General features: G+C 58.4%; 25 protein-coding genes. 11 read left to right on the top strand and 14 right to left on the bottom strand.

Translation table 11 applies throughout. From position 1 onward, the window contains the following. Positions 1-50: 50 nt before the first annotated feature. The 4 genes from H8B14_RS01455 to H8B14_RS01440 form a co-directional block, all read right to left on the bottom strand. Positions 51-923, bottom strand: coding sequence for a UbiA family prenyltransferase (locus tag H8B14_RS01455; protein ID WP_187313852.1), 873 nt, complete (start codon positions 921-923; stop codon positions 51-53). A gap of 130 nt (positions 924-1053) precedes the next feature. Further along, a complete protein-coding gene (locus H8B14_RS01450; RefSeq protein WP_187313851.1) occupies positions 1054-1842 on the bottom strand; it encodes a class I SAM-dependent methyltransferase in 789 nt (262 codons plus the stop codon). Next, complete coding sequence (locus tag H8B14_RS01445) at positions 1817-2257, bottom strand: hypothetical protein (protein WP_187313850.1); 441 nt, start codon at positions 2255-2257, stop codon at positions 1817-1819. Before H8B14_RS01445 ends, H8B14_RS01450 begins: the two co-directional genes overlap by 26 nt. 211 nt (positions 2258-2468) lie before the next feature. Then, positions 2469-2870 carry a hypothetical protein gene (locus tag H8B14_RS01440; protein ID WP_187313849.1) on the bottom strand — a complete coding sequence of 134 codons (402 nt, stop codon included), beginning with the start codon at positions 2868-2870 and terminating at the stop codon, positions 2469-2471. Between the two features lie 177 nt (positions 2871-3047). Here H8B14_RS01440 and H8B14_RS01435 point away from each other — a divergent pair, with 177 nt between their 5' ends. The 9 genes from H8B14_RS01435 to H8B14_RS01395 all read left to right on the top strand — a co-directional run bounded on the left by H8B14_RS01435 (position 3048) and on the right by H8B14_RS01395 (position 10435). Then, complete coding sequence (locus tag H8B14_RS01435) at positions 3048-3686, top strand: hypothetical protein (RefSeq protein WP_261989842.1); 639 nt, start codon at positions 3048-3050, stop codon at positions 3684-3686. A gap of 100 nt (positions 3687-3786) precedes the next feature. Then, positions 3787-4080, top strand: a complete 294-nt coding sequence (locus H8B14_RS01430; RefSeq protein WP_187313848.1) for a winged helix-turn-helix domain-containing protein — start codon at positions 3787-3789, stop codon at positions 4078-4080. A gap of 121 nt (positions 4081-4201) precedes the next feature. Next, the gene (locus H8B14_RS01425) at positions 4202-5812 is read left to right on the top strand and encodes a DUF4153 domain-containing protein (protein WP_187313847.1); all 1611 of its coding nucleotides are present in this window, start codon (positions 4202-4204) and stop codon (positions 5810-5812) included. Between the two features lie 135 nt (positions 5813-5947). Further along, positions 5948-6187, top strand: a complete 240-nt coding sequence (locus H8B14_RS01420; protein WP_187313846.1) for a hypothetical protein — start codon at positions 5948-5950, stop codon at positions 6185-6187. 4 nt (positions 6188-6191) lie between these two features. After that, positions 6192-6590, top strand: coding sequence for a hypothetical protein (locus H8B14_RS01415; protein WP_187313845.1), 399 nt, complete (start codon positions 6192-6194; stop codon positions 6588-6590). Positions 6591-6641: 51 nt separating this feature from the next. Continuing rightward, positions 6642-7166: a hypothetical protein gene (locus tag H8B14_RS01410; protein ID WP_187313844.1), complete on the top strand. Its 525-nt coding sequence runs from the start codon at positions 6642-6644 to the stop codon at positions 7164-7166. After that, positions 7163-7549, top strand: a complete 387-nt coding sequence (locus H8B14_RS01405) for a hypothetical protein (RefSeq protein WP_187313843.1) — start codon at positions 7163-7165, stop codon at positions 7547-7549. Before H8B14_RS01410 ends, H8B14_RS01405 begins: the two co-directional genes overlap by 4 nt. Positions 7550-7552: 3 nt before the next feature. Further along, positions 7553-7900, top strand: a complete 348-nt coding sequence (locus H8B14_RS01400) for a hypothetical protein (protein WP_187313842.1) — start codon at positions 7553-7555, stop codon at positions 7898-7900. A 153-nt stretch (positions 7901-8053) separates the two neighbouring features. After that, positions 8054-10435 carry a transglycosylase domain-containing protein gene (locus H8B14_RS01395; RefSeq protein ID WP_222840525.1) on the top strand — a complete coding sequence of 794 codons (2382 nt, stop codon included), beginning with the start codon at positions 8054-8056 and terminating at the stop codon, positions 10433-10435. 379 nt (positions 10436-10814) lie between these two features. Here H8B14_RS01395 and H8B14_RS01390 read toward each other — a convergent pair whose 3' ends face one another. From H8B14_RS01390 to H8B14_RS01375, 4 genes are all read right to left on the bottom strand, one after another. After that, positions 10815-11543 (bottom strand): DUF2625 family protein, encoded by a 729-nt coding sequence (locus H8B14_RS01390; RefSeq protein ID WP_187313841.1) that lies wholly within the window; start codon positions 11541-11543, stop codon positions 10815-10817. A 12-nt stretch (positions 11544-11555) separates the two neighbouring features. Then, positions 11556-12470: a TIGR01777 family oxidoreductase gene (locus H8B14_RS01385; protein ID WP_187313840.1), complete on the bottom strand. Its 915-nt coding sequence runs from the start codon at positions 12468-12470 to the stop codon at positions 11556-11558. Positions 12471-12604: 134 nt separating this feature from the next. Next, positions 12605-13279 carry a GTP cyclohydrolase I FolE gene (folE, locus tag H8B14_RS01380; protein ID WP_187313839.1) on the bottom strand — a complete coding sequence of 225 codons (675 nt, stop codon included), beginning with the start codon at positions 13277-13279 and terminating at the stop codon, positions 12605-12607. Then, positions 13272-13679 (bottom strand): 6-pyruvoyl trahydropterin synthase family protein, encoded by a 408-nt coding sequence (locus H8B14_RS01375; protein ID WP_187313838.1) that lies wholly within the window; start codon positions 13677-13679, stop codon positions 13272-13274. The genes folE and H8B14_RS01375 overlap by 8 nt, the downstream gene beginning before the upstream one ends. Positions 13680-13941: 262 nt before the next feature. Here H8B14_RS01375 and H8B14_RS01370 point away from each other — a divergent pair, with 262 nt between their 5' ends. After that, positions 13942-14649 (top strand): hypothetical protein, encoded by a 708-nt coding sequence (locus tag H8B14_RS01370; protein ID WP_187313837.1) that lies wholly within the window; start codon positions 13942-13944, stop codon positions 14647-14649. Positions 14650-14868: 219 nt separating this feature from the next. On the opposite strand, the gene H8B14_RS01365 is transcribed toward H8B14_RS01370, so the two are convergent. Continuing rightward, positions 14869-15468 carry an inorganic diphosphatase gene (locus tag H8B14_RS01365; protein WP_187313836.1) on the bottom strand — a complete coding sequence of 200 codons (600 nt, stop codon included), beginning with the start codon at positions 15466-15468 and terminating at the stop codon, positions 14869-14871. 10 nt (positions 15469-15478) lie between these two features. Then, positions 15479-18460, bottom strand: coding sequence for a M1 family metallopeptidase (locus H8B14_RS01360; RefSeq protein WP_187313835.1), 2982 nt, complete (start codon positions 18458-18460; stop codon positions 15479-15481). A gap of 158 nt (positions 18461-18618) precedes the next feature. On the opposite strand from H8B14_RS01360, the gene H8B14_RS01355 reads away from it, so the two are divergent. Beyond that, positions 18619-19008, top strand: a complete 390-nt coding sequence (locus H8B14_RS01355) for a hypothetical protein (RefSeq protein ID WP_187313834.1) — start codon at positions 18619-18621, stop codon at positions 19006-19008. 150 nt (positions 19009-19158) lie between these two features. Here the strand turns inward: H8B14_RS01355 and rplS are convergent, their stop codons facing one another. The 4 genes from rplS to H8B14_RS01335 form a co-directional block, all read right to left on the bottom strand. After that, on the bottom strand, positions 19159-19533 hold the full coding sequence (gene rplS / locus H8B14_RS01350; protein ID WP_187313833.1) for a 50S ribosomal protein L19: 375 nt from the start codon (positions 19531-19533) through the stop codon (positions 19159-19161). 172 nt (positions 19534-19705) lie between these two features. Beyond that, positions 19706-20383, bottom strand: a complete 678-nt coding sequence (gene trmD / locus H8B14_RS01345; RefSeq protein WP_187313832.1) for a tRNA (guanosine(37)-N1)-methyltransferase TrmD — start codon at positions 20381-20383, stop codon at positions 19706-19708. Positions 20384-20394: 11 nt separating this feature from the next. After that, a complete protein-coding gene (gene rimM, locus H8B14_RS01340) occupies positions 20395-20976 on the bottom strand; it encodes a ribosome maturation factor RimM (protein WP_187313831.1) in 582 nt (193 codons plus the stop codon). A gap of 112 nt (positions 20977-21088) precedes the next feature. After that, complete coding sequence (locus H8B14_RS01335; protein ID WP_187313830.1) at positions 21089-21631, bottom strand: 30S ribosomal protein S16; 543 nt, start codon at positions 21629-21631, stop codon at positions 21089-21091. Between the last annotated feature and the right edge of the window lie 87 nt (positions 21632-21718).

The raw sequence follows: 21718 nt of genomic DNA, 5'->3' as shown, positions 1-21718 counted from the left end.
GGTGAATCAGGGCTGCATACGCGGTTTAGGAGTGGTCTGTTGGGAAAGAACTACCAGAGCAGCATCAGAATAAAAGCCGCACTCATGCACAACGACGATACCTGGTTCATGCGCATGGTGTGCTCGAAGTCGGCGGCGGCGGGGTTTTGCCACACAGCCCGAACCCAGCTCCCGAACAGCAGCACGACCGGTCCGGTGGCCGCCAGAAACACCAGCAGATGGCGCGCTTCCTGCCGTACCCACAGCGCATACGCCAGCACGGCTGCCCCGGCCAGCAGCCCAACGGCCGCAAACACAAACGTGCCCCGGATGCCGAGGCGCAGACTCAGCGTCCGGTCGCCGCGGCGGGCGTCTTCCTGGTGCTGGTACACCTGCGTGAGCGGATAGGAGCCGCACAGAAACAGGCTGCTCACCAGCGCCAGCAGCAGGTTGGTGGGCTCGGTGAGTTGCGCATAGCCAGCGCCGGCACCAACCTGCGTCATCATAAACGTGTAAGCGCCCTGGAACACCACCACCACGGCTGTGCTCAGCAGCGGGTACTTTTTCAGCCGGATGCCTTCGTAGCTATAGGCCTTGGAAACGAGTAGGTACACTGCCACCAGCATCCCAAACCACGGATTCAGCAACAAACCGCCCAGCACCGCCAGCGCATCGAAGGCATACACCAGATGCAGCAGCTCTTCGGATACTTTGGGCGGGCTTTTCAGGCCGCCGATGCTGCCTTCGTCACGGTCGTAGTAGGAGTTGTAGCCGTTGGATGCGGGGTAGGCCAGCAGGTGCAGCACCACAAACACGCCCGCCGCCTGCCACGCACTAAACGGCTCCCGCAACGCGCTCAGCCCAAACCAGAACACCGGCATTAGGTACACCGAAAACGGAATCCGGAGTAGCGGCAGGGCCTTTTTGTAAGTAGTAAGTAGCAATTAGCAATGAGTAATTAGAGACGATGAAGCCCGTATCTGGAGCAAAGCAGGCCAAGCAACTGGTTGGAATTTGCTAACGCACTACCTCGCGCCAAAGAAGCTCCAATTACTCATTACTAATTATCAATTACTAATTCTCAGCCGGTACGCCAATCAGATACGTGACCTGCGGGCCCCACCAGTGGCGCACTTTGCCGGCTTGCCATTGGAACGTGCCCTGCGGATCGGCGCGGTGGGCCAGGGCCAGCAGCTGCGCCGGCGGGTACATGCGCAGGATGGACACGGTGCCGTCCCAGATGGTAAACAGCGGAATGAGTGGCACCACATAGGTGAGCAGCAGCCGGCTTAGGCGGAAGGGCCGGATGAAAGGCGTAATCAGCAGCTGCGCGATGGGCAGCACCGTCCAGGCCAGCAGAATTTCCAGCCAGTGCTTGCCAGCCCCCTCAAAGATGCCAATACCGGCGCCCTGCCGCACAGCATCAGCCAGCAAAGCCTCGGCCAGCGGCGGCGGGAAGTGGTGAAACGCCGAAAATACCGTGCGGAACCCGGCCAGGTCGGGCGGCACGGCGGTGGCGTCTACGGCAGCGGGAGAATAGAAGAGGCCTGGGGTGCGGGCTGCCAGTAGCTGCCAGGCGGCCGGCTGCGGATACAGGTCGGTGAGGGTGACGTGGGCGGCGGGCAGGCCGGTGGCTTGCAGGCTACGTAGCACGCCTTCGGTGCCGCCGCCGGCCCCGGCACACAGCTCCAGTAATTGGGTCTGGCGGGTGGCATGCAGGGCTTGGCGCAGCAGCGGCACAATGGGCTGGTAGGTGCGCAGCGTGGATATCATGAAGCGCAGGTAGTCCATCATGCCGGCCCGCACTACGCGCGGAAACCAGGGCAGGTCTTCGAACTCAAATAACTGAAGGCGTAATTTCACGCCGGAACATACGCAGAACTGCGCTGGCCTGGGCACGTGCCCACCGTACCCACAGCTGGCGGCTGGTGCGGTGCTGGCCTTCGGGGCTGTAGAGCCAGAAAACGGTAGCCCAGGCAGCCACCAGATACGGGGCCGTCATTTCCAGCAAGCTCAACGACGACAGAAACGGCAGCAGCACTACCAGCAACTGGTGCGCCAGCATAAAGAACAGCGTTACGCCCAGCGCCGCCATCGTACGCCGCGACCAGTTAAGCTGCAAACGGCTCAGCAAGGCCAGAAACGGCACAGCCAGCGGCACCAGCGGCAGCGTGATAATAATGGCCAGCAGCCCGGCTACCAGCGCAATAGAAGCATCCTCAATCCGGCCGAAAGCCAGGGTCAGGCCCAGCAATAGCGTGCCGCCCAAATTGCTCATAATCCACAAGACAAGCGCACGTAGAACAGTAGAGGAGATGATGGATGTAAAGGAACGCATAGCAAAAGATGAAATGGTAGTTGGTCACCAGAACTGCTTTGATCTGGATGTCTGCATACTTACGCGCTGATAAAAAGGCCTAGATTGGCTGATAATGGACTTGTTTGGGAATCCACAGCCCCAATTTGAGCTGTGTTCTCTCGCTGATTCTCTAATTGGGTTGGCTGAGAAGGCGAGGCTGCGTAACCCACCATGCCGCGGCCAAAGAGGAAAGTAGCCACGGCAGACTCAGGCCGAAGAAGGCTATGGTGGTGCTCAAAAAATGTCGGAGTGGCAGTTCTTGGAAGACATGCGGCATGACGAGGCCAGCAAATATTTCCCACAGTAGCCAGCACAACAGCACAGAGCACTCAAATATCAATGCGGTGCGCAACAGCAACTGACGTCGCGAATGGGAATAGTGGGCAAAGGCCTGTTGCATAAATACCCGTCGCCCCAGTACACCAAGAAGCGCAGGTAGCCCAAGAAATGCCATTGGTATTACGAAACCAAGCAGTAGCCCATAGGCTAGTGCTGTCAGCAACTCATCGGGCGTAGAGTTGGTGAAGGCCACGATAAGGCCTGTAGTTATGCTTAACGCCCACACTCCATACATCCCCCACAACCACGATAGCCACATGTGCCGCCGGGCCAGAGCCCGAGAATCTGCCTGCATAAAAAATAAGTTAAGGTTACTGCTTGCAAAGAAGCAATTGTTTGTTGTGCTTTGCAATACAAAGTGCTTTTAGCTATGATGAAGCCTGCCGTAGATCCGTTAGCCCAACTCACCGAGATTCGCGCCATTATGGAGCGGTCCTCCCGCTTCATTTCGTTGAGTGGCCTGAGTGGGGTGGGGGCCGGCGTGGTAGCGCTGGCCGGAGCCGGGGCCGGGCATTGGTTTCTGCGCCGCGAATACGGGGCCACCGGCTACCTGCGTTTGCTGGAAAGCACCGAGGCCGAGCGGCTACTAGTGCTGCCATATCTGGTAGGGCTGGCTGCCGGCATTATTGTGGCGGCGCTGCTGGTGGCTACCTTCTTCACCTGGCGTCGGGCGCGTCACCAGGGGCAGCCGCTCTGGACCGCCCTGGGGCGGCGGCTGGCGCTAAGCCTGGCAATTCCGCTGATAGCGGGCGGGCTGTTTTGCCTGGCGCTGTTTGTGCGTGGGGCCGTAAGTTTGGTGGTGCCGGGGCTGCTGCTGTTCTACGGGCTGGCTTTGCTGAACGCCAGCAAGTACACACTGGAGGAAATTCGGTGGCTGGGTCTCACGCAGATAGCGCTGGGTTTGCTGGCGGTGTTGCTGCCCGGAGCCGGATTGCTGTTCTTTGCCCTGGGTTTCGGCCTGGGCCACATCGGCTACGGCCTGCTCATGTACAACCGTTACGAACGGTAAATGAGTCGTTAGTTGCTGGTTGTCAGTTGTTAGTCGCAACCAAACCTCGCGACCGACAATCAGCAACTGACAATTAACAACCAACAACTGACAACTATCCTTGAAACACGTCATTCACACGCTCAATAAAGCCTTTGACCACCGCGTGCGGCTGGGCGTGATGGCCGTGCTGATGGCTAATGAAGCGGTGAGCTTCAACGACCTCAAGGAAACCCTGGACTTGACTGATGGCAACTTGGCCAGCCACGTGTCGGCGCTGGAAAAGGCGGGCTATGTGCTAGTTAGCAAGCAGTTTGTGGGCAAGAAGCCCAACACCACCTATACCGCCTCCGCTGATGGCAAAATGGCCTTTCAGGAGCATTTGGCGGCTTTGGAAAAATTACTGCGGGGGTAAAGGCTCTTTTTTTGCCCGTTTGCTTTGTAATGCAAAGTTCTTTTAAAAATCAATGCTGCCTGACATTTGGCAGGTGATTCTACTCTAACCAGCTTCCATTTTCACCTCACGCTTTCGATTCATGAACTCCTCACTGCCTGTTTCCTCTGCTGATTTTGCGGCGGCCGCGCCGGCCCCGCGCCTCACGCTCAGCACCCTGCAGAAAGTGGCGCTGCCGGTTGGCGCCATCCTCTTCGACTTGCTGTTCTGGCACGAGCGGTCCGGCCTGAATATGCTGCTCTACACGCTGCTGGTGGTAGCCATGACGTTGGCTGGGCTGCCGCGGCATGCGCCGCAGTGGCGCTCCGCCGGGTTTCGGCTGGCGCTGGTGGGCACGCTGCTGAGTGCGGCCATGGTGGCCTGGTACGGCTCCGGGGCGGCGCTGCTGGCGTGCGTGGCGTCGTTGGCGGTGTGGCTGGGCTACGTAAACCAGCCGCACCTAAAGCTGGTGGTATACGCCTTGGCTACGGCGCTGGCCAGTGCCGGGCAGGTGGTGCCGCGCCTGCTAACGCTGCTGCGCCTGCCCGGCGACCTGGGCAGCCGTTTCGGCCGCAGCTGGTACTATGGGCGGCTGCTGGGCGTGCCGCTGCTGGCGCTGGGCGTGTTTCACGTGTTGTTTCTGATTGCCAATCCGCGCTACGAGGCGGCGGCCGGCCAAGTGCTCGACTGGGTAGGGGAGTGGCTGGCGGCGCTGTTTGCCGATTTGTCGGTGCCGCATTTGCTGTTTTTCGGGCTGGGTTTGCTGTTGACCGGGGCCGCGCTGGTACTAGTGCCGGTGCACTACTTCGCCGATTCGGAGTCGCGCTTCGGCGAGTTCATTCGGCGGCAGCGAAACCGGGTGGCCTCGTTTGGGGTGCGCCAGCCCGATTTCCGCGAACAGCGCTTCCGGGCCCTCGACCTGCGCAAGGAATACCTGATTGCGCTCAGCTTGCTGGTGCTGGTGAACGTGCTGCTGCTGGCTGTCAATGCCATTGATATCAACTGGCTGTGGTTTGGCTTCGAGCCGGCTCCTGGCTTCGACCTTACGCAGTTTGTGCATGAAGGCACCTACGTGCTCATTCTGAGCATTCTGGTAGCCATGGGTATTGTGCTGTGGTTTTTCCGCCGCAACCTGAATTTTTATAAGCCCGGCCTGCCGGTGCTGCGCAGCCTAGCTACGGTGTGGGTGCTGCAGAATGCGGTGCTGGCCGTGTCGGTGGGCTTGCGCAACTACTACTACATCCTGCACACGGGCCTGGCCTACAAGCGCATTGGGGTGTACGGGTTTCTGCTGCTGACCTTCTTCGGGCTGGCCACAGTGCTGCTCAAGATCTGGCAGCGCCGCTCGGCCTACTCGCTGGTGCGCCTGAACGCGCTAGCCGCCTACTTGCTGCTGCTGGGCTTGGCCGTCGGCAACTGGGAAATCTGGATTGCGCGCTACAACCTGCGCCCCCAACTGCACACACTCGACTACGGCTTCCTGCTGGAAATGCCCAACCGGGTGCTGCCCGAACTGGCTGCTCATGAAGACGTGCTGACCCGCCGCCACCTGGTGCACGAAGTGTACGACGGCACCTGGGAGAAGCTGGAGCCGCTGGAAGCCCAGCGCCAGCTACGCCAGCGGCTGCAGGAATTCCGCGCCCTGCAAGCAGCCCGCAACTGGCCCAGCTACACCTACGCCGACTGGCAGGCCTACCAGGAACTGACGCAGTGAAACCCTGTCATCCTGAACCTGCGAAGGACCTTATCACGCTTGAAGGAGTCGTCTGATAGTAACTCAATAGTGAAAAGAACCTTCGCCAGCACAGGATGACGGCACCAATCCATCACCTCATTAGCCCACCATATCATGCTGCTGCAATTCTCCCTTACCATCGTTGCCCTGCTGATTTGTATCGGCGACGTAGCGGCGCTGGCCGGCCTGCTCGCCTGGCAGGAACGCGCCGCCGACCCCGATTCGCGCCGCCTGCGCCTGGTGCGGGCGGTGGTGCCCGCTACCAGTGTGCTGCTGCTGGTGCTGCTGGGCGTGGTGTTTTCGCTGATGATGCTTTGGTCGCCGCAGGGCGCGGCGGCGCTGGCTAGCCTCTAATACCATGACAACTATGCGAATCCTGTCCAACGACTTTCCAAAATCCGGCTACCAACCCCGGCCGGCCGCCCCGCCTTCCGCCGGCCGCGCCCTGAGCGTGCTGATAGCCGTGTGCGCCGTGCTGTGGGTGCTGATAGTGCTGCCAAGCTGGTATCTGTCGGGTACGGCTGACTGGCAGGGCCACCACACGCTGTTGAATGCAGTGGGCTACACCTTGGCGGCAGCGCCTTTATGGAGCAATTACGTCGTGTGGCGGTGGGCAACCCGGCTGATGTGGCAGGCCGAGCCGCTCCAAGTGGAGTTCAACCGGAAGCTGGTGCTGGGTTTGTGCCTGGTTTTTCACCTGCTGCTGATAGTGGCGGGATGCTATGTGGCGTGGCTGTATTTGATTGTGCTAAGCTGATTTTCTGCCCTCAGCCCTCTGTTTTCACTTCTGACTTTCCCCCTTAACTCCATGCCTCAACAACTCACTACGGCGCCTTTGAACCGTTACCAGCAACTGGCGCGCAAGACCATCGAGCACGCCCGCACCTCATTTCTGATTCCAATTTTCCAGCGCCTGTATGGCTGCGAGAACGTGGCCGTGCAGCAACAGTATCTGCAGACGCTGCCGCCCGGTACACTGGGACGCGGCGTGGCCGACTTGCTCCAGCGCCACCAGCTACAGCTCATCCCGCACTACGAAGACCACGACCTCAAACACGTGCTGCTCGGCTACGACATGACGCCGGAAGACGAACTCAAGCTCAAGGCCTTCATGTGCGGCAACGGCGACCTGTCGGTTACGAGCGTTGGGTTTCTGGCGCTGGGCCTGCTCACGCCGGAATTGTGGCCGCAGTTGGCTGCGCACTACCGCCGGGGCCGCCGCACCCAGCCCATCCGCCACTGGCGCCTCACCGAGTACGCCGCTCATGGTCTGGAGCCATTGCGCCGGCAAATCGGCTTTTATGAAGCCCAGGAAGAGGCGGCACAGGTATGAGCTGGCTCCAACTTCTGTGGCCCGAGGAGGCGACGCTGGCGCAGCGGCTGTTTCGGGTGACGGCGGCGGGCAGCGCCGCAACAATGGTACTAAGCAGCCTGCTGCCCACGTCGCACAATGCCTTCCCGGTACTCACCAGTCTGCTAGTGTGGGTGGGCGGCCCGTGTCTGTTGCTGTTTCCATTTCTAGCCAGCCACCTGCTGAAACAAGCCGCCGCCCGCCATTTGCAACCCGGATGGCCGGCTCACTTGCAACGGTTGGCGGCAGTGTTGCTGCTGTTGCTGGGCATCGGCCAGATAGTAATGCTGGCGTTTTTCCTTTTTCTGATGGCGGTTCCGTTCGAGTTCGAGCCGCGGGCTGATGGCGACAGTTTGTTTGGGTAAACTATGTCACTGGTTTATATGATGAACTCCCTGCAACTCTTTGCCGCTCGCGCCCTGCGCCAACTGCCAGTAGCGCTGTGGTGGGTACTGGGCCTGTTTGTGGGCGCTATTTGCAGCATTCAACTTGAAAAAGAGCTTTTCCCAAACACCCCGGCTGCAGTAAGAGTAGCACAAATAATCTGGAAGTTATGCGTGGTGCTGGTTCCCTTGCTGACGATGGTGTGGCTGTGGCGTGTGGCGTTGCTAGTGCAGCATCCGGCCTGGCGTTTGATGTGGGCAATAGCAGCTGGCGGGGCGGCAATAGCAACCGGGTTGCTGATGCTACTATTGGTATTCGTGCTGCTGACCTAATTTCCGGGCGCAGCCAGCCAATTCTGCCGCAGGTCTGCGCGACGCCACCATGAAAACGGCAGTGCTTTTTGCACAGCTGGGGCCGCACCTATCTGGTATATTTGTGGTTCCTTTGGCTGCTGCTTTGCCAGCCTGCCGTCCTAATCACCCTGCATGTCCGCTCCGCAAGCCCCAAAGTCAACTGCTCCCCGGCCGCGCCGGCCCTGGTCAAACCGCCTGTCGCGGATAGCCTGGGCGGCTTTTGTGGTGGGCGTGGGCTTCTTTCTGCTCTATCCCATATTGGTTAGCATGAACTTCATGTTCCTCTTCGGCAAGTCGCCGAGCCTAGAGGAGCTGGAAGACCCTAAGGTGGAGCAGCCGTCCGAAATATACACCGCCGACGGCGTGCTGATTGGCAAATACTTCCGCGAAAACCGCGTGCCAGTGCCGCTGAGCAAGATGTCGCCGCTGCTGATCAAGGCACTTGTTGCCACCGAAGACGTGCGCTACTACGAGCACTCCGGCATCGACCTGACGGCACTGGCCCGCGCTGCCTCGGGCGTCGTGACGGGCAACAAAAGCGGCGGCGGCTCCACCATCACGCAGCAGCTGGCCAAAAACCTCTACAATACCCGTCGTGGCGAAACCCGGGGCGGCCTGGGCTACATTCCGGTGGTGAGCACGCTGGTCAGCAAAACCAAGGAATGGCTGACGGCCGTGGAGCTGGAGCGGCGCTACACCAAGGAGGAAATCCTGCGGATGTACTTCAACACTGTGGAATACGGCTCCAAAGCCTACGGCATCAAGGTCGCCGCCAAAACCTTCTACAGCACCTCGCCCGACAGCCTCACCGCCGAGCAGGCCGCCATGCTGGTGGGTATGCTCAACAACCCTACCGCCTACAATCCGCGCTTCCACCCCGAGGCTGCCCGCAAGCGCCGCAACCTGGTGCTCACGCGCATGGGCCAGGCCGGCATGCTGCCCGCCGCCGAGGTGGCTGCCTTACAGCAGCAGCCGATTGCCCTGAAATATCAGGTGGAAAAGCACATCGACGGCCCGGCTACCTACTTCCGTGGCGCTGTGAGCCAGTTCGTGAATGAGTGGTGTGAAAAGAACGGCTACGATATGTACCGTGACGGCCTCAAAATCTACACCACCATCGACTCCAGGATGCAGCAGTACGCCGAGGAGTCGGTGCAGGACCGCATGAAGCGGCTGCAGCAGCAGTTTGACCGGTTCTGGAAAAACCGCAACTCCAACCCTTGGGTGGACGAGGACGGCAACGAAATTCCCGGCTTCATCGAAACCCAGATGAAGCGCACCGAGCAGTACAAGGAGCTGGCTGCCCGCTACAAAGGCCGCCCCGATCTGCTGGAGCAGGCTCTCAACGCCAAGCATCCCACCAAAGTATTCACCTGGAAAGGCGACGGCGACACCACGCTGCTGCTTTCCCCGCTCGATTCGCTGGCCTACTACAAGCACTTCCTGCACGCCGGCATGATGAGCATGGACCCCTTCACGGGCCAGATCAAGGCCTGGGTAGGCGGCCTGGATTACGATTTCTTCCAGTACGACCACGTGAAGCAGGGCAAGCGCCAGGCTGGCTCCACCTTCAAGCCCTTCGTCTACCTCACAGCCCTCGACAACGGCTACGCGCCCTGCGACCGTATCCGCGACGAGCGGGTGACCATCAACTATGTGGAGAACGGGCAGGATATGGAGTGGAAGCCCGACAACGTAACGCGCGAATACACGGGCATCAACATGACGCTGCGCCACGCCATGGCCCGCTCCGTAAATTCCGTGACGGCCCAACTCACGGAGCGCGTGGGCTGGCAGAATGTGGCCAAGTACGCGCACAAAGTGGGCATCAAGAGCCCGCTGCTGTCGGTGCCCAGCATCGGGCTGGGCTCAGGCGGCGATGTGAGCGTGTACGAAATGGTGAATGCCTACAGCACCTTCGTCAACCAAGGCTTCCAGAGCGAGCCGATGATCGTGACCCGCATCGAAGACCGCAACGGCAACGTCATCAAGCAGTTTGACCCCCGGCAGAAACGCGCCATTCCGTCGGAAACGGCATGGCTGATGCTCTACATGCTGCGCGGCGGCATGGACGAGCCCGGTGGCACCTCGCAGGCGCTGTGGGAATACGAGCTGTGGAAGAAAGACAACCAGATCGGCGGTAAAACTGGCACCACGTCCAACTATTCCGATGGCTGGTATATGGGCGTCACCAAGGACCTCGTGACCGGCGTGTGGGTGGGCGGCGAAGACCGCAGTATTCACTTCCAGGGCTCGCAGCAGGGCGAAGGTGGCCGTACGGCGTTGCCCATCTTCGGCAAGTACATGGAAAAAGTCTACGAAGATGAAGACCTGGGCATCACCATGGGCCCGTTCCCGAAATATCCCGGTAAAATATCCCGCAAGTACATCTGCGTAAGCGAATCGGAGCCGCGCCGCCGCCGAGCTGAGCCCGTAGATACCATCGTGGCCGACAACCTGCTGGAGCAGCTTAATAACGTCGAAGCTCCACTGGCCGTGCCGGATAGTTTGTAAGCCCTAAGCTTTACATAGAACCAGTATTGCCGCGCACTAAATCTCCTTGGTGGTTGTAGACCAACACCTCCATCCACCCGAGTGTGCTGGCGGACACGTCAATCGAGTCTAGTGTTTTACTGGAAACGGTAGACCAGCACTTAACCTGCAGATATCCAGGATAGCAAGGAACCTGCTGGACTTGCAGCCGACCTTTATACATACAGTTCACACGCACAACGTAGGCCTTATGGTCGCCCGATAATTCTCCGCAGATTTCTGTTGTAAGCGTATCACACGCAGATAGTGCAGCTGCTAAAAGCGGCATGACCTTCTGCATGCAAAACAGAAATTGTGTAATACGTGCCATGTTGGCGTAGCGCACAAATAAAAATCAACCTCAGCGGCCATCAAGCTGGCGTTGCATGTCTTGGTAAAGTATCCACAATTCCTGCACGGGCACTGGCCGACGGCTGACTTTCTCAATGTTGCGGCCTTCGGTAGTAAACAGGAACGGATAAAATGCCATGCCTTGGCTACCGCTGATTTGCCTGGTGTCTGACTGCCAAGCTTTCCAGCGTAATTCACGATAGAACTTTTGTAAGTCGCCGGAAAAACAGAAAATCAGAAATTCTGAATAAGAACTGCTGACGGCTTGCCACCGCAGCGTATCAGGGCTCATATAAAACACATGCCCGATTGAAGTTGCTCCAAAAGCCCCGGCATTGATAGCGAAAAAACCACCTGCTATATCATCAGCAATTAGCAGGAAACCGTCCTGTTTATCTTGGTTCCACTGCACCAGGTCTCGATTCAGAGCCGTCGAGCCCGACCCCAAAATGCGCAGCCAGCCATTGTCAATCAGCAGGCCGCCAGTTTCATAAATGATGGCCCCCATCGGGGAGCGAGTTGTTATTTGGGCAGCCAGTAAGGTGCTGTCGGCGCGGCTAGGTGTTCTGGGCAGTACTTCCACCGGATTCTTGGCGGCGTTTATCCACTGCTGCACTAAGCCCCAGCCGGGCTCCCGCGTATTTATCAGATCCGACAAACCCTGCGGCTGACGTTGGGCCACTGCGGTGCCAAACGATAATAGGCAACATGCCGCAGCAGCAAAAAGCTGTTTGCTCATTAGCAATAACTGCTACTGCTCCCCGTAAAACGATTCCAGTGCGGGCTTCAGGCTTGGGTATTCAAATGTGAAGCCCTCACGTAGCACCTTTTCGGCACTTACGCGTTGCGAGCCCAGAACGATTTCGCTCATCTCCCCCATCATCAGGTTCAGGGCAAATTCCGGCACTTTAGGCAGCACCAGCGGGCGGTGCAGCACGTCGGCCAGCACTTTCGTGAATTCCTCGTTTGTGACCGGGTGCGGCGCTACGGCGTTGTAGGTGCCTTCCCACTTCGGCTCTTCCAGCATCTGAATGATCAGGCGGCACAGGTCGTCGAGGTGAATCCAGGACATAAACTGCTTGCCCGAACCCAGCGGGGCGCCAGCCATCAGCTTCACAGTGCGGGCCAGCGGCACTAGTGCCCCGCCCTCGGGGCTGAGCACGATGCCGATGCGGCTGATAACGGTGCGGATGCCCAGCTTCTCCACATCCTGCGCCGCTAGCTCCCACTGCCGCGATACGTCGGCCAGGAAGTCGTCGGCGGAAGCGGCTGGCGTCTCCTCGTTCACTACCCGGTCGGCGCTGTCGCCATAAATGCCGATGGCCGAGGCCGACACGAAGGCCCGCACGTGGTGGCCGGGCTTGGCCAGTTCGCGGGCCAGCAGCGTGGTGCCGCCCAGGCGGCTGGTCATGATGTCGCGCTTGCGCTCATCGGTCCACTTGCCGTCCGACACACTGGAGCCGGCCAGATTCACCACGTAATCGGCGTACCGGATGGCTGCCTCGTCGATGGTGCCGGCACGCGGGTCCCAGCGGAAAGTACGGTAGTGGCTGTTGGTGGGCTGCCGGCTGAGCAATGCTACTTCGTAGCCGGCGTCAATGAGCATCTCGGCAAGGCGGGTACCAATCATACCGGTACCGCCGCTGATGAGAACTTTTCGGGACATTTTGGGGAGTTTCTGGTGCGTATGCCGTTTGCCTGCGTTCTGCCTGTGCTATCGGTAAACTGGTAGGGCTGCTTGATGCCAGAAGCCATAGCCGATTCGCCAAAACTAGATACAAGTAAGCAGAAACCCGGAACTCATTTGCCAAGCAGGCGGAGAAATTCGGCCCGCAGAGTAGCATCCGCGGCAAAGGCACCGCTGTACTCGGCTGTAATAGTGGAGCTGCTGGTATCATTCACGCCGCGGCTCATCACGCACAGGTGGTCGGCCTCGATGAGGACGGCCACATTGTCGGTGTGTAGGGTTTGCTTCAGTTCCTCCGCAATCTGGCGCGTGAGGCGTTCCTGCACCTGCGGGCGTCGGGCATAATACTGCACTACCCGGTTGAGCTTGCTGAGCCCTACCACATTGTCGGCGGGCAGATATGCCACGTGCGCCTTGCCGATGATGGGCACAAAATGATGCTCGCAGCAAGAAAACAAGGTGATGTCGCGCTCCAGCAGTAATTGCGAGTACTGGTAGCGGTTCTCGAATAGCCGCACCTCGGGGCGGTGCACAGGATTAAGGCCCCGGAACCACTCCTGCACATACATTTTGGCTACCCGGCGCGGTGTGCCAGCCAAGCTGTCGTCGCTGAGGTCGAGCCCCAGCAGGTGCATGATTTCACGGAAGTGCTCTGTGATACCAACAATTTTCTCTTCGTCGCTCAACGCAAAGGCATCAGGTCGCAAAGGTGTATGCAAGTCGGGGGGGAGGTGCGCGTCGGTAGTGAGGCGTAGGGTGCCCTCGGGCGTGGGCGTGGGATTAGCCATGGTATTCTACAAAATTGCGCTCGGTCTCGTACAGCGTGACCGAAAGAGCCAACTTGGGCTCTACGTAGGTCCGCAGTCGGTTCCAGATGACTACGGCCATATTTTCGGCGGTAGGATTAAGATGACGGAATTCTTCGGTGTCGAGGTTAAGATTCCGGTGGTCAAAGGTATCCAGAATCTCGCGCTTAATGAGGTCACTCAAGCGCTTCATATCGTACACATAGCCCGTTTCCGGGTCTATTTCGCCCGTCAGGCGCACAATCAGCTCGTAATTGTGCCCATGGTAGCTGGGGTTGTTGCATTTGCCGAATACCTGCTGGTTTTGCTCCGGGCTCCACGCCGGATTGTGCAGACGGTGGGCAGCATTAAAATGTTCTTTGCGGCAGACAGTTACAGACATAGTTGGGGAAACCAGGAAGCATAGGTATTGTTCATCATACGTAGCAAGTGCTGCAGCAGGTGAGCAGCCAGATTGATGGTTAAATGGTATTTTTTGTAGTTAAACAGTATTCAGTATAACCTATTTAATAAAAGTGTATTCCAATCAAAAAAAACCTCAGAGCCCATAGGCAGATGAAAGGGCAGTGGTTAAATTTGGTGAGCCGGAATAGGAAAACCGGACATAATTGAGACTTTCCCCTTTTCTTAATCACTGCATACCTATGAAAAAAGGCGTACTCCTCTCTCTGCTGATGTTAGTGCTGTCGGTGACGGGCTATGCGCAGAAGTCCCCCGTCGATGAGACGGATATGGCCATCAAAGGCATTCCACGCAAAGGCCAACGCGTAACAATTCAGCTGGACAGCAAGCGAGTTGACGATTCCTGGAAAAAGCAGCTGGACACCAAGTTCGGCAGCAAAGTAAAGGCCGATAAAGGCGTTTATTCGATGGATGGCGTTGTTATTGAGGACATTTCCAAAACGCCTATCCGTGTAATCAGCAAGGTAGATGCCACGCCTACCGGCACGTCGGTCTGGTGGTCCATTGACTTAGGTAACGCCTACTTGGGCAAGGATGCTACTCCCGTGCAGTGGAAGTCGGCTGAGAAATACCTCAAGGATTTCGCTCGTATGCTGTACCGCGAAGATTTGGCCGTACAGGTTGCGGAAGCAGAACGCTCGCTGGTATCGTCGCAAAACAACCACATGGCAGTTATCCAGAAGTCGGACGCCATTAAAAAGGACATCGAAAGAAACAAGCTGCGCAAGTCGGAAATCCAGCAGCAGCTGGCTCAGAACGCCGCTGAGTTGCTGCAGTACAACAACCTGATTGACCTGAACCTGAAAGAGCAGGAAGCTGCCCGCGCCGATATTGTAAACATGCGTGTAGCACTGGAAGCAGTGAAGGAGCGCATGACCAAAATCGAGTAGAATCGTAGATTTGGCAGATTAATTGGATTGCACAGATCCAAATTCATTTTTTGGAATTGTAAAAGGCCACCCTTGAAGGTGGCCTTTTTTATTATGGGCAGTTGTGGAATAATCTGTGCGTCGCTCCCAGGCACTGAATCAGCTGAGATTTGGCGCGGCCTATGGCACCAGTGCTAACAGCATCTGCGTAATCCAAGCAATCTGCCAAATCTGTGGTTCTTACTGCATGGCGTTGCGCACCTGCTGCTCGGCAGCTTTTTCGTCTTTCCAGCTCACGATGCGCACCTCGCCCGCCCTACCCTGGTGCTGAAACCACTGCCGCAGTACTTCCCGCGCGCCGGGGTAGCGGGAGGTGAGGTCGTGCCAGGTGCTCACGGCCGGTAGAATCTGCTGGCTGGGCCGGGCCGGTACGGTTAGCACAATGGGGCGCAACAGGCCGTTGTCGTCGAGCGTGACTAGGCCGATGGGCAGCACTTCCAGCACAGTGCCGGCTGGCTGAGCTTCAGAAAGCACCAGCGCCGTTAATGGCTGATTTAAAGCTTGGCTGCTAGTAGTGCCAGGAATGAAGCCACTATTGCCGGGGCAGGGCAGAAACTCCACCACATGGTCGAGGCCGGCGCGGCGTCCCGGCACGAATTTGTGTTCAGTGGCATCGTAACGCTGGGCGCGGTTGGTGCCAGCAGGCATTTCCACTACTACCTGCAGCAGCTTGCGTTCCTGCGAAAAGGTTGGCAAGTCTTCATACTGCGTCTGGCAGCCAGTGGAGGCCAGCATCGCAGCAGCCAAGGCTGCCAAAATCAGCAACGGAGAAAGGCGCATACGCTACCAGTTATTGGGCCAGTTGCTCATCCAGCAGCCGGAATGGGCTGAGCTGATCGAGGCGCAGCACGAAGCGCAGCTGGCTGGTGAGGGCCTTGCGGCTGCCAGGTAGGCCGTTTTCATACTGCGAGCCAGCCAACGGCAAATAGAAGCTCAGCAGTTTGTTGAACAGCGGCAACGACAGGCCGGCATCGTAGTAGGCGCGCTGGGGGCTGCGGCTGGCGGCCAGCTGGTTTCGCTCCTTGGTCATACCGAAATCAGCAAACACCCCAAACGGCGTTACCGGCAGGTCGGCCTGCAGATTGAGCGTGGTAAGCCAGCGGCTGCTGCCCACTGGCAAATACGCCTTGAAAGCACCGTCGCGGCCATCAAACTGGTGCTGTTGGGCAGCCAGGCTGGGCGAAATTTGCTGCCGGTCCAGAAACATGGTCTGGCGGCGGTAGTCGGGGCTGCCGCTTAGCCCGATGACGAAGGGCGTGTCGTTGGCCTTGTTAAGAAAGGCGCCACCGAACACCCGCACCGAAAAGCTTTTCTTGGGCGAATAGTAGCGCAGGTAGCTGGCCTCGGCCCGAAGCATCGCCGCGTCGGTGCGCACGTTGTCATCGGCCAGGTCGGGCGTGAGGTAGTTGAACTCGGCGTGCGCAGCCCATTGGCGGAGGGCATTGCCGGTTTGCAGGCAGTACTCCAGCGTCTGGATGCTGGTAGTGGTGCGGCGGTCCTGGTCTTCAATGGCCGTATTTGCCAGCTTCACGGTGTGCTGCGGCGCGTTGAAGGCTGAGTGGGGGAACGACAGCGTCAGGCTGGGCTCCACCTTCTGGTAGCGCTCGAAACGCTGAAACAGCACACCCACCACGGCCCGGCGCGTAATTCGTTCCGGCAGAATATTGAGGTTCAGCATCCCGATGCCATTCAGCTCCTTTTGGTTGAAGCTATACATGGGCATAACTAGGTAGCTGAATTTCTTGACATTGAGCAGGCTGTTGTAGAAGGCTGCGCCCAGCATAAACTTATCTGACGTGTTGGCGCCCACCACGGGCAGCCAGTTGATGGCGGCCTGGTCCCAGCGCTCGGGGCTGAGTAAAGGCCGCAGCCGGATGCGCTCCAGCGCCCGCAACGAGCCGGTGGTGCGCAGATGGTCGTCGCGGCGGTTGAGCTGGGGCGTGAGGTAGTCCGGGTCGACAACCAGGCTGGCTACGTTCTCGTCGCGAAAGCGCAGTACGGCGTCATCCGACTCGTCGGTGCGGGCAAATGGCTTGGTCCACTGCGTTTCCAGTACCCGGCCGCTGGCATCGAGGCTGGCCACCGGAAACGGAAACGGAGCCGGCGAATCGTTGCGAATCAGCACCTTGCGCTGGCCTTTCTCCAGCTTCGACTTCGACAGCACGGCATTATAGCGGTGCTGGCCGTTGAGCATGTCGTTGAAAAACCAGTCGAGCTTCTGGCCTGCTACTTCCTCGAATACGGCCTGCATATCCTCGGGGTAGGGGTGCCGGAACTGCCAGCGGGCGTAGTAGGCCTGCATGGCCGCATCGAACTTCACCTGCCCCAAATACGCCGCCAGATACTGCAGCAGCGAGGCCGTCTTGCCATACACGATGATGCCGTAATTAAGCTTGCCATAGTCGGCGGAGCCAAGGTTGGTAACTGGCTGGTCGAGGCTGCGGCTGGCTACGGCCTGGTAAGGAATGTAATTGAGGGCCGCGTCCGGCAACCCGTTGAGGGTGAGAGCAGCAGCGCCGACGCCTTTGGTGGGCAAACCCAGCAGGCCGCCGGCCTGCTCGCCATTGCGGGCCGCCACGCGGTTTTCCACGTAGGAGTTCACGCCCTCATCCATCCAAGCAAAGTCCCGCTCGTTGGTGCCCAAAATTCCGTAGAACCAGTTGTGGCCGACTTCGTGTACAATGGCCGAAGGCTGCGTCACGGTTACCATCGGGTACTCCATGCCCGAGCCGGCGCTAAGGGCGCCATCCACAGCTGTGGCAGCGCTATAGGGGTATTCGCCCACCCAGCGGGAGTAGTATGCCACCGCCGAATCCACGTCCTGCAAGCCCTTCACCCACTTCTCCGCCTCTTTGTTGGTGAACAGTACCCAGGTATCTACGGCGCGGCCCGAGGGCAGCGTTACGGCACTTTTCAGCACATTAAAGCGCTTGTCGGCAAACCAGGCGAAGTCGTGCACGCGGTCCTGCACGTAGCGCAGAGTTTTGGTTTCAGCACTGGAAACCGGGAAGGACTGGTCGTCGCCGAAGTCTTTCTGGGTTTTCTTGCCAGCGGCGGCATCAGCCAACTGGCGCAGACGCTGCTGTTCCTCGGAGTTCTGGAGCACACCGGTTGCGCCCACCGTGTAGTTGGCTGGCAGCGTGATGCGCACATCAAACGAGCCAAACTCCGAGTAAAATTCGCCTTGGTCGAGGTAGGGCATGGCGTGCCAGCCGCGCCGGTCGTATACAGCCGGCTTGGGGTACCACTGTGTAATCTGGTAGCTCTGCTCGACGTGCCCAAAGCGCGAGAAGGAATCGGGAATCTTCACCCGAAACGGCGTGCTAATAGTAACGCTGGCCCCGGACGCCAAGCGCTGCGGCAGCAGCAATTTGGCCATATCGGGGTTTTCGGGGTCCAGCTCCAGCTTGGCTGGCTGGCCGTTCACCTGGAAATCGAGCTGGTCGATGTAGCCGCGCTGCTCTGGGGTGGAAAAGTGAAACTTACGGCTGCCGTTGCGTAGCTGCTGCCTGGCAAAGGCGGTGTTATCGTCGCGGTAGGCATTTGGCCACAGATGAAACCAGATGTAAGGCAGCGCGTCGGGCGAGTTGTTGGTGTATACGAGCTCTTCGCGGCCCGTCAGCAGGTGCTGCTTATCGTCGAGGGTTACGTCGATGGAATAGCTGACCTGCTGCTGCCAGTAGGGTGCCGGATTTTTAGCAACAGCTGAAGGCTGCGCTACACCACTCAGGGGAAGCAGCAACAGGCAATAGCCAACCAGAAATTTTTTCATATAAAACAGCAACAGGCGAAACGACAACCAGGAAACGAAAGTAAGGGTCTGCTGCGTATTGCGGCCCGGCTGCGGCATAACCTTTCCATAAAGCCTTGCGTTTGCACGGGCATACTTCCCACACTGCTGCCCTCTACAGGCGGCCCAATCACTTCGACATGTCATTTCATAAGCAGCCCAAAGACGACACCCAGCATCAGAATCACCTGGATGGTGCCGTTAAAATCCTCGGCAGCGATTTGCAGGAAGAAGCCGACCGTTCCGGCATCGACAATCATTTTCAGCGCTGGATTGAAGATCTGAAAGACGTAAACAATCCTGAGCTGCACCAGATTGTAGTGGATCTGCAGGACCTGAAAGCCCACTTCAATGGCGGCGGCATCGACAAGGATCTGGTAGGCAAACTGCTGGCCCGCCTCGGCACTAACACCACCAAAGCGGCTGTATTCGCCGAAAACCCCAACACCGCTGAGCGCGTGACCAAACTAGGCGAAGCTTTGAGCGCGGCAGCCAAGCAGATGTCGGGTACCCAAACTGCTGCTGAGTAATATTCAGCACAGCTTTAAAGAACTAAAAAAGGCGCTTCCCTGTAGGAAGCGCCTTTTTTGTGTCGTAAAGAGTTGTTGGAGACTGTAAAAACAGCGGCCGGCTTCCCGCAAGGAAAGCCGGCCGCTGCCGTGTAGGGTAAGTGCTGGCGCTTAAGCGGCCGCAACCACCGTACGGCGCTTCTCCTTGATACGGGCCGCTTTACCCGACAGGCCACGCAGGTAGAACAGACGGGCACGACGTACTTTACCGCGACGGATTACCTCTACTTTATCGATGTTAGGCGACAGTAGGGGGAAGATACGCTCGGTACCAATCTGGTTGGAAATCTTACGAACGGTGAAAGTTTCGCCGTTGGAGTTGCTGTTTTTACGCTGAATTACAACGCCCTGGAACTGCTGAATGCGCTCCTTGTTGCCCTCACGAATCTTAACGTGTACGTTAACGGTGTCGCCGGCAGCAAAGGCGGGGAAGCTGGCGCGGCGCTCCTGGGATTCCTGCTGAATAAAATCGAGTAGTACGCTCATGGCTGAAAAAACTGTGAAGGACGGCCGCGCCGTCTGGGGTTTCGGGTAAAGAGGTGCAAATATAGCCCTCTGTTTTTAGGATTGCAAGCTGAAATATTGAACAGATAAATAGCTGAATGCTTGACCGTTCACGGAGCAGGCAACCGGGCAGCTAGTCAACCATTCAATTCAGCTAGCCATTTAGCAAGTCTGGACGGCGAAGCTGGGTGCGTTCCAGCGCCTGATCGTGCCGCCAGACGTCAATTTTGGGGGTATTGCCGGACAGCAGGATTTCCGGAACCGGCAGCCCGCGCCACTCCGCCGGGCGGGTGTACACGGGCGGAGCCAGTAGGTTATCCTGAAACGAGTCGCTGAGGGCCGATTCTTCGTTGCCCAGCACGCCGGGCAGCAGCCGAACTACTGCATCCACGAGCACCGCCGCCCCCATCTCACCCCCGCTCAGCACGTAGTCGCCGATGCTGATTTCGTGGGTGATATAGGCTTGTCGGATCCGCTCATCAACGCCCTTATAGTGGCCGCACAGCAGCAGCAGGTTGCCCGCCAGAGAAAGGCGGTTGGCCAGCGGCTGCCGCAGGGTTTCCCCGTCAGGCGTCAGGTAGATGATGGCATCGTAGCTGCGCTCGGCCAGCAAAGCGTCGAAGCAGGCCGCAATGGGCTCTACTCGTAGCACCATGCCGGCGCCGCCGCCAAACATATAGTCGTCAATCTGGCCGTGCTTGTTGATGGCATAGCGGCGCAAATCGTGCAGCTGAATTTCCACCAGCCCTTTGTCCTGCGCGCGTTTCACGATGGAGTGCGCGAAGGGGCTGATCAGCAAATCCGGCTGACACGTGACGATGTCGATGCGCATGATGGCCGGAACTAGACTTCTTCGGTTTCGTCGGGCTCGTCCTGCTCGCGCGAGGAAGGCTGCAGATATACGTCCAGCAGCCCGTCGGGCAGCGTGACGTGCAGCGTCCGGGTGGCCTGGTCGGCGTGCGACACCAACTCGTCCACCACCGGAATCAGCACTTCCTGCCCTTTGTAGCGCATGGCCAGCACGTCCTGCTGTGGCAACTCGTAGAAGGTTTCCACGGTGCCCAGCGGCCCTAATTTCTCGTCGAGCACCGTGTAACCGATGACGTCGTGAAAATAGAACTGGTCGGCGGCCAAACTCGGCAGCTCCTGCAAAGAGCGGTAGAGTTTGGCGTTGCGCAGGGGCTCGGCTTCCTCAATCCGGTCGATGCCTTTGAGCTTGAGCAATGCCCGCTCATTGGACTGCGGCTGCAGCTTCTCCACGTCGTACGACACCAGCTTGCCGGGAGCCGAGGGCATCTCCAGCAACACCGACTTCAGCTTGCGGTACTCCTGCGGGTCGTCTACGTCGAGAAAGGCCATCACAAACCCTTTCAGGCCGTGTGGCTTCCCGATGGAGCCTAGCTGATAATAGTCGTCGAGTGTCATGGTCGGAGAGTAAGGGCTGTAAGTGATTAGGTGATTAAGTGATAAGCTACCCCAGCCGGATGGGCCAACGTACTTTGTCACTTAATCACCTAATCATTCACTCACCAGAAAACTAAGCGCCGGCTTCGTCCGTGGTTTCAGCCGTAGCTTCTGCCTCGGTGGTTTCGCCTTCGGCAGCCGGAGCTTCCGTTGGAGCGGGCGTGTTTTTCTTGCGGATAGCTTCAGCGCGGGCTTCCTTCACTTTCGATTCGGCAGCCAGAGCGCTCTTGCGAGCTTCTTCCTTAGCCGTACCGATGGTGGTGCGCTTGCCTTCGATTTTAGCGTCTTTCTGCTCTTTCCAGTCGGCGTAGCGCTGGTCGGCTACGTCCTGCGCAATGGCGCCTTTGATAACACCCAGTTGCAGGTGCTTGCGGTACAATACGCCGCGGTAAGAGAGCATAGCCCGTACCGTGTCGGTAGGCTGGGCACCTTTCATGATCCAGTCAAAAGCCTTTTCGCCATCGAAGTTGATGGAAGCAGGGTTGGTGTTAGGATCGTAGGTACCGATTTTCTCGATGAAACGGCCATCACGCGGAGCGCGCGAATCGGCAACAACGATGTCGAACTGAGCGGCCTTTTTACGGCCACGACGGGCGAGGCGGATTTTAACTGCCATAAACCGGGTTGGTTAAGCGACGCAACTCGTGCGTCTGGTTGAAAATGAGGTGCAAAGGTAAGGACATATTATGCAGATTGAAAGCAT

Origin of the sequence: Hymenobacter puniceus (genome assembly GCF_014333525.1) — a bacterium.
Lineage (GTDB): Bacteria > Bacteroidota > Bacteroidia > Cytophagales > Hymenobacteraceae > Hymenobacter.
Note: the sequence above shows the minus strand (reverse complement) of the source record. Positions and strands in the feature narration are given on the sequence as shown.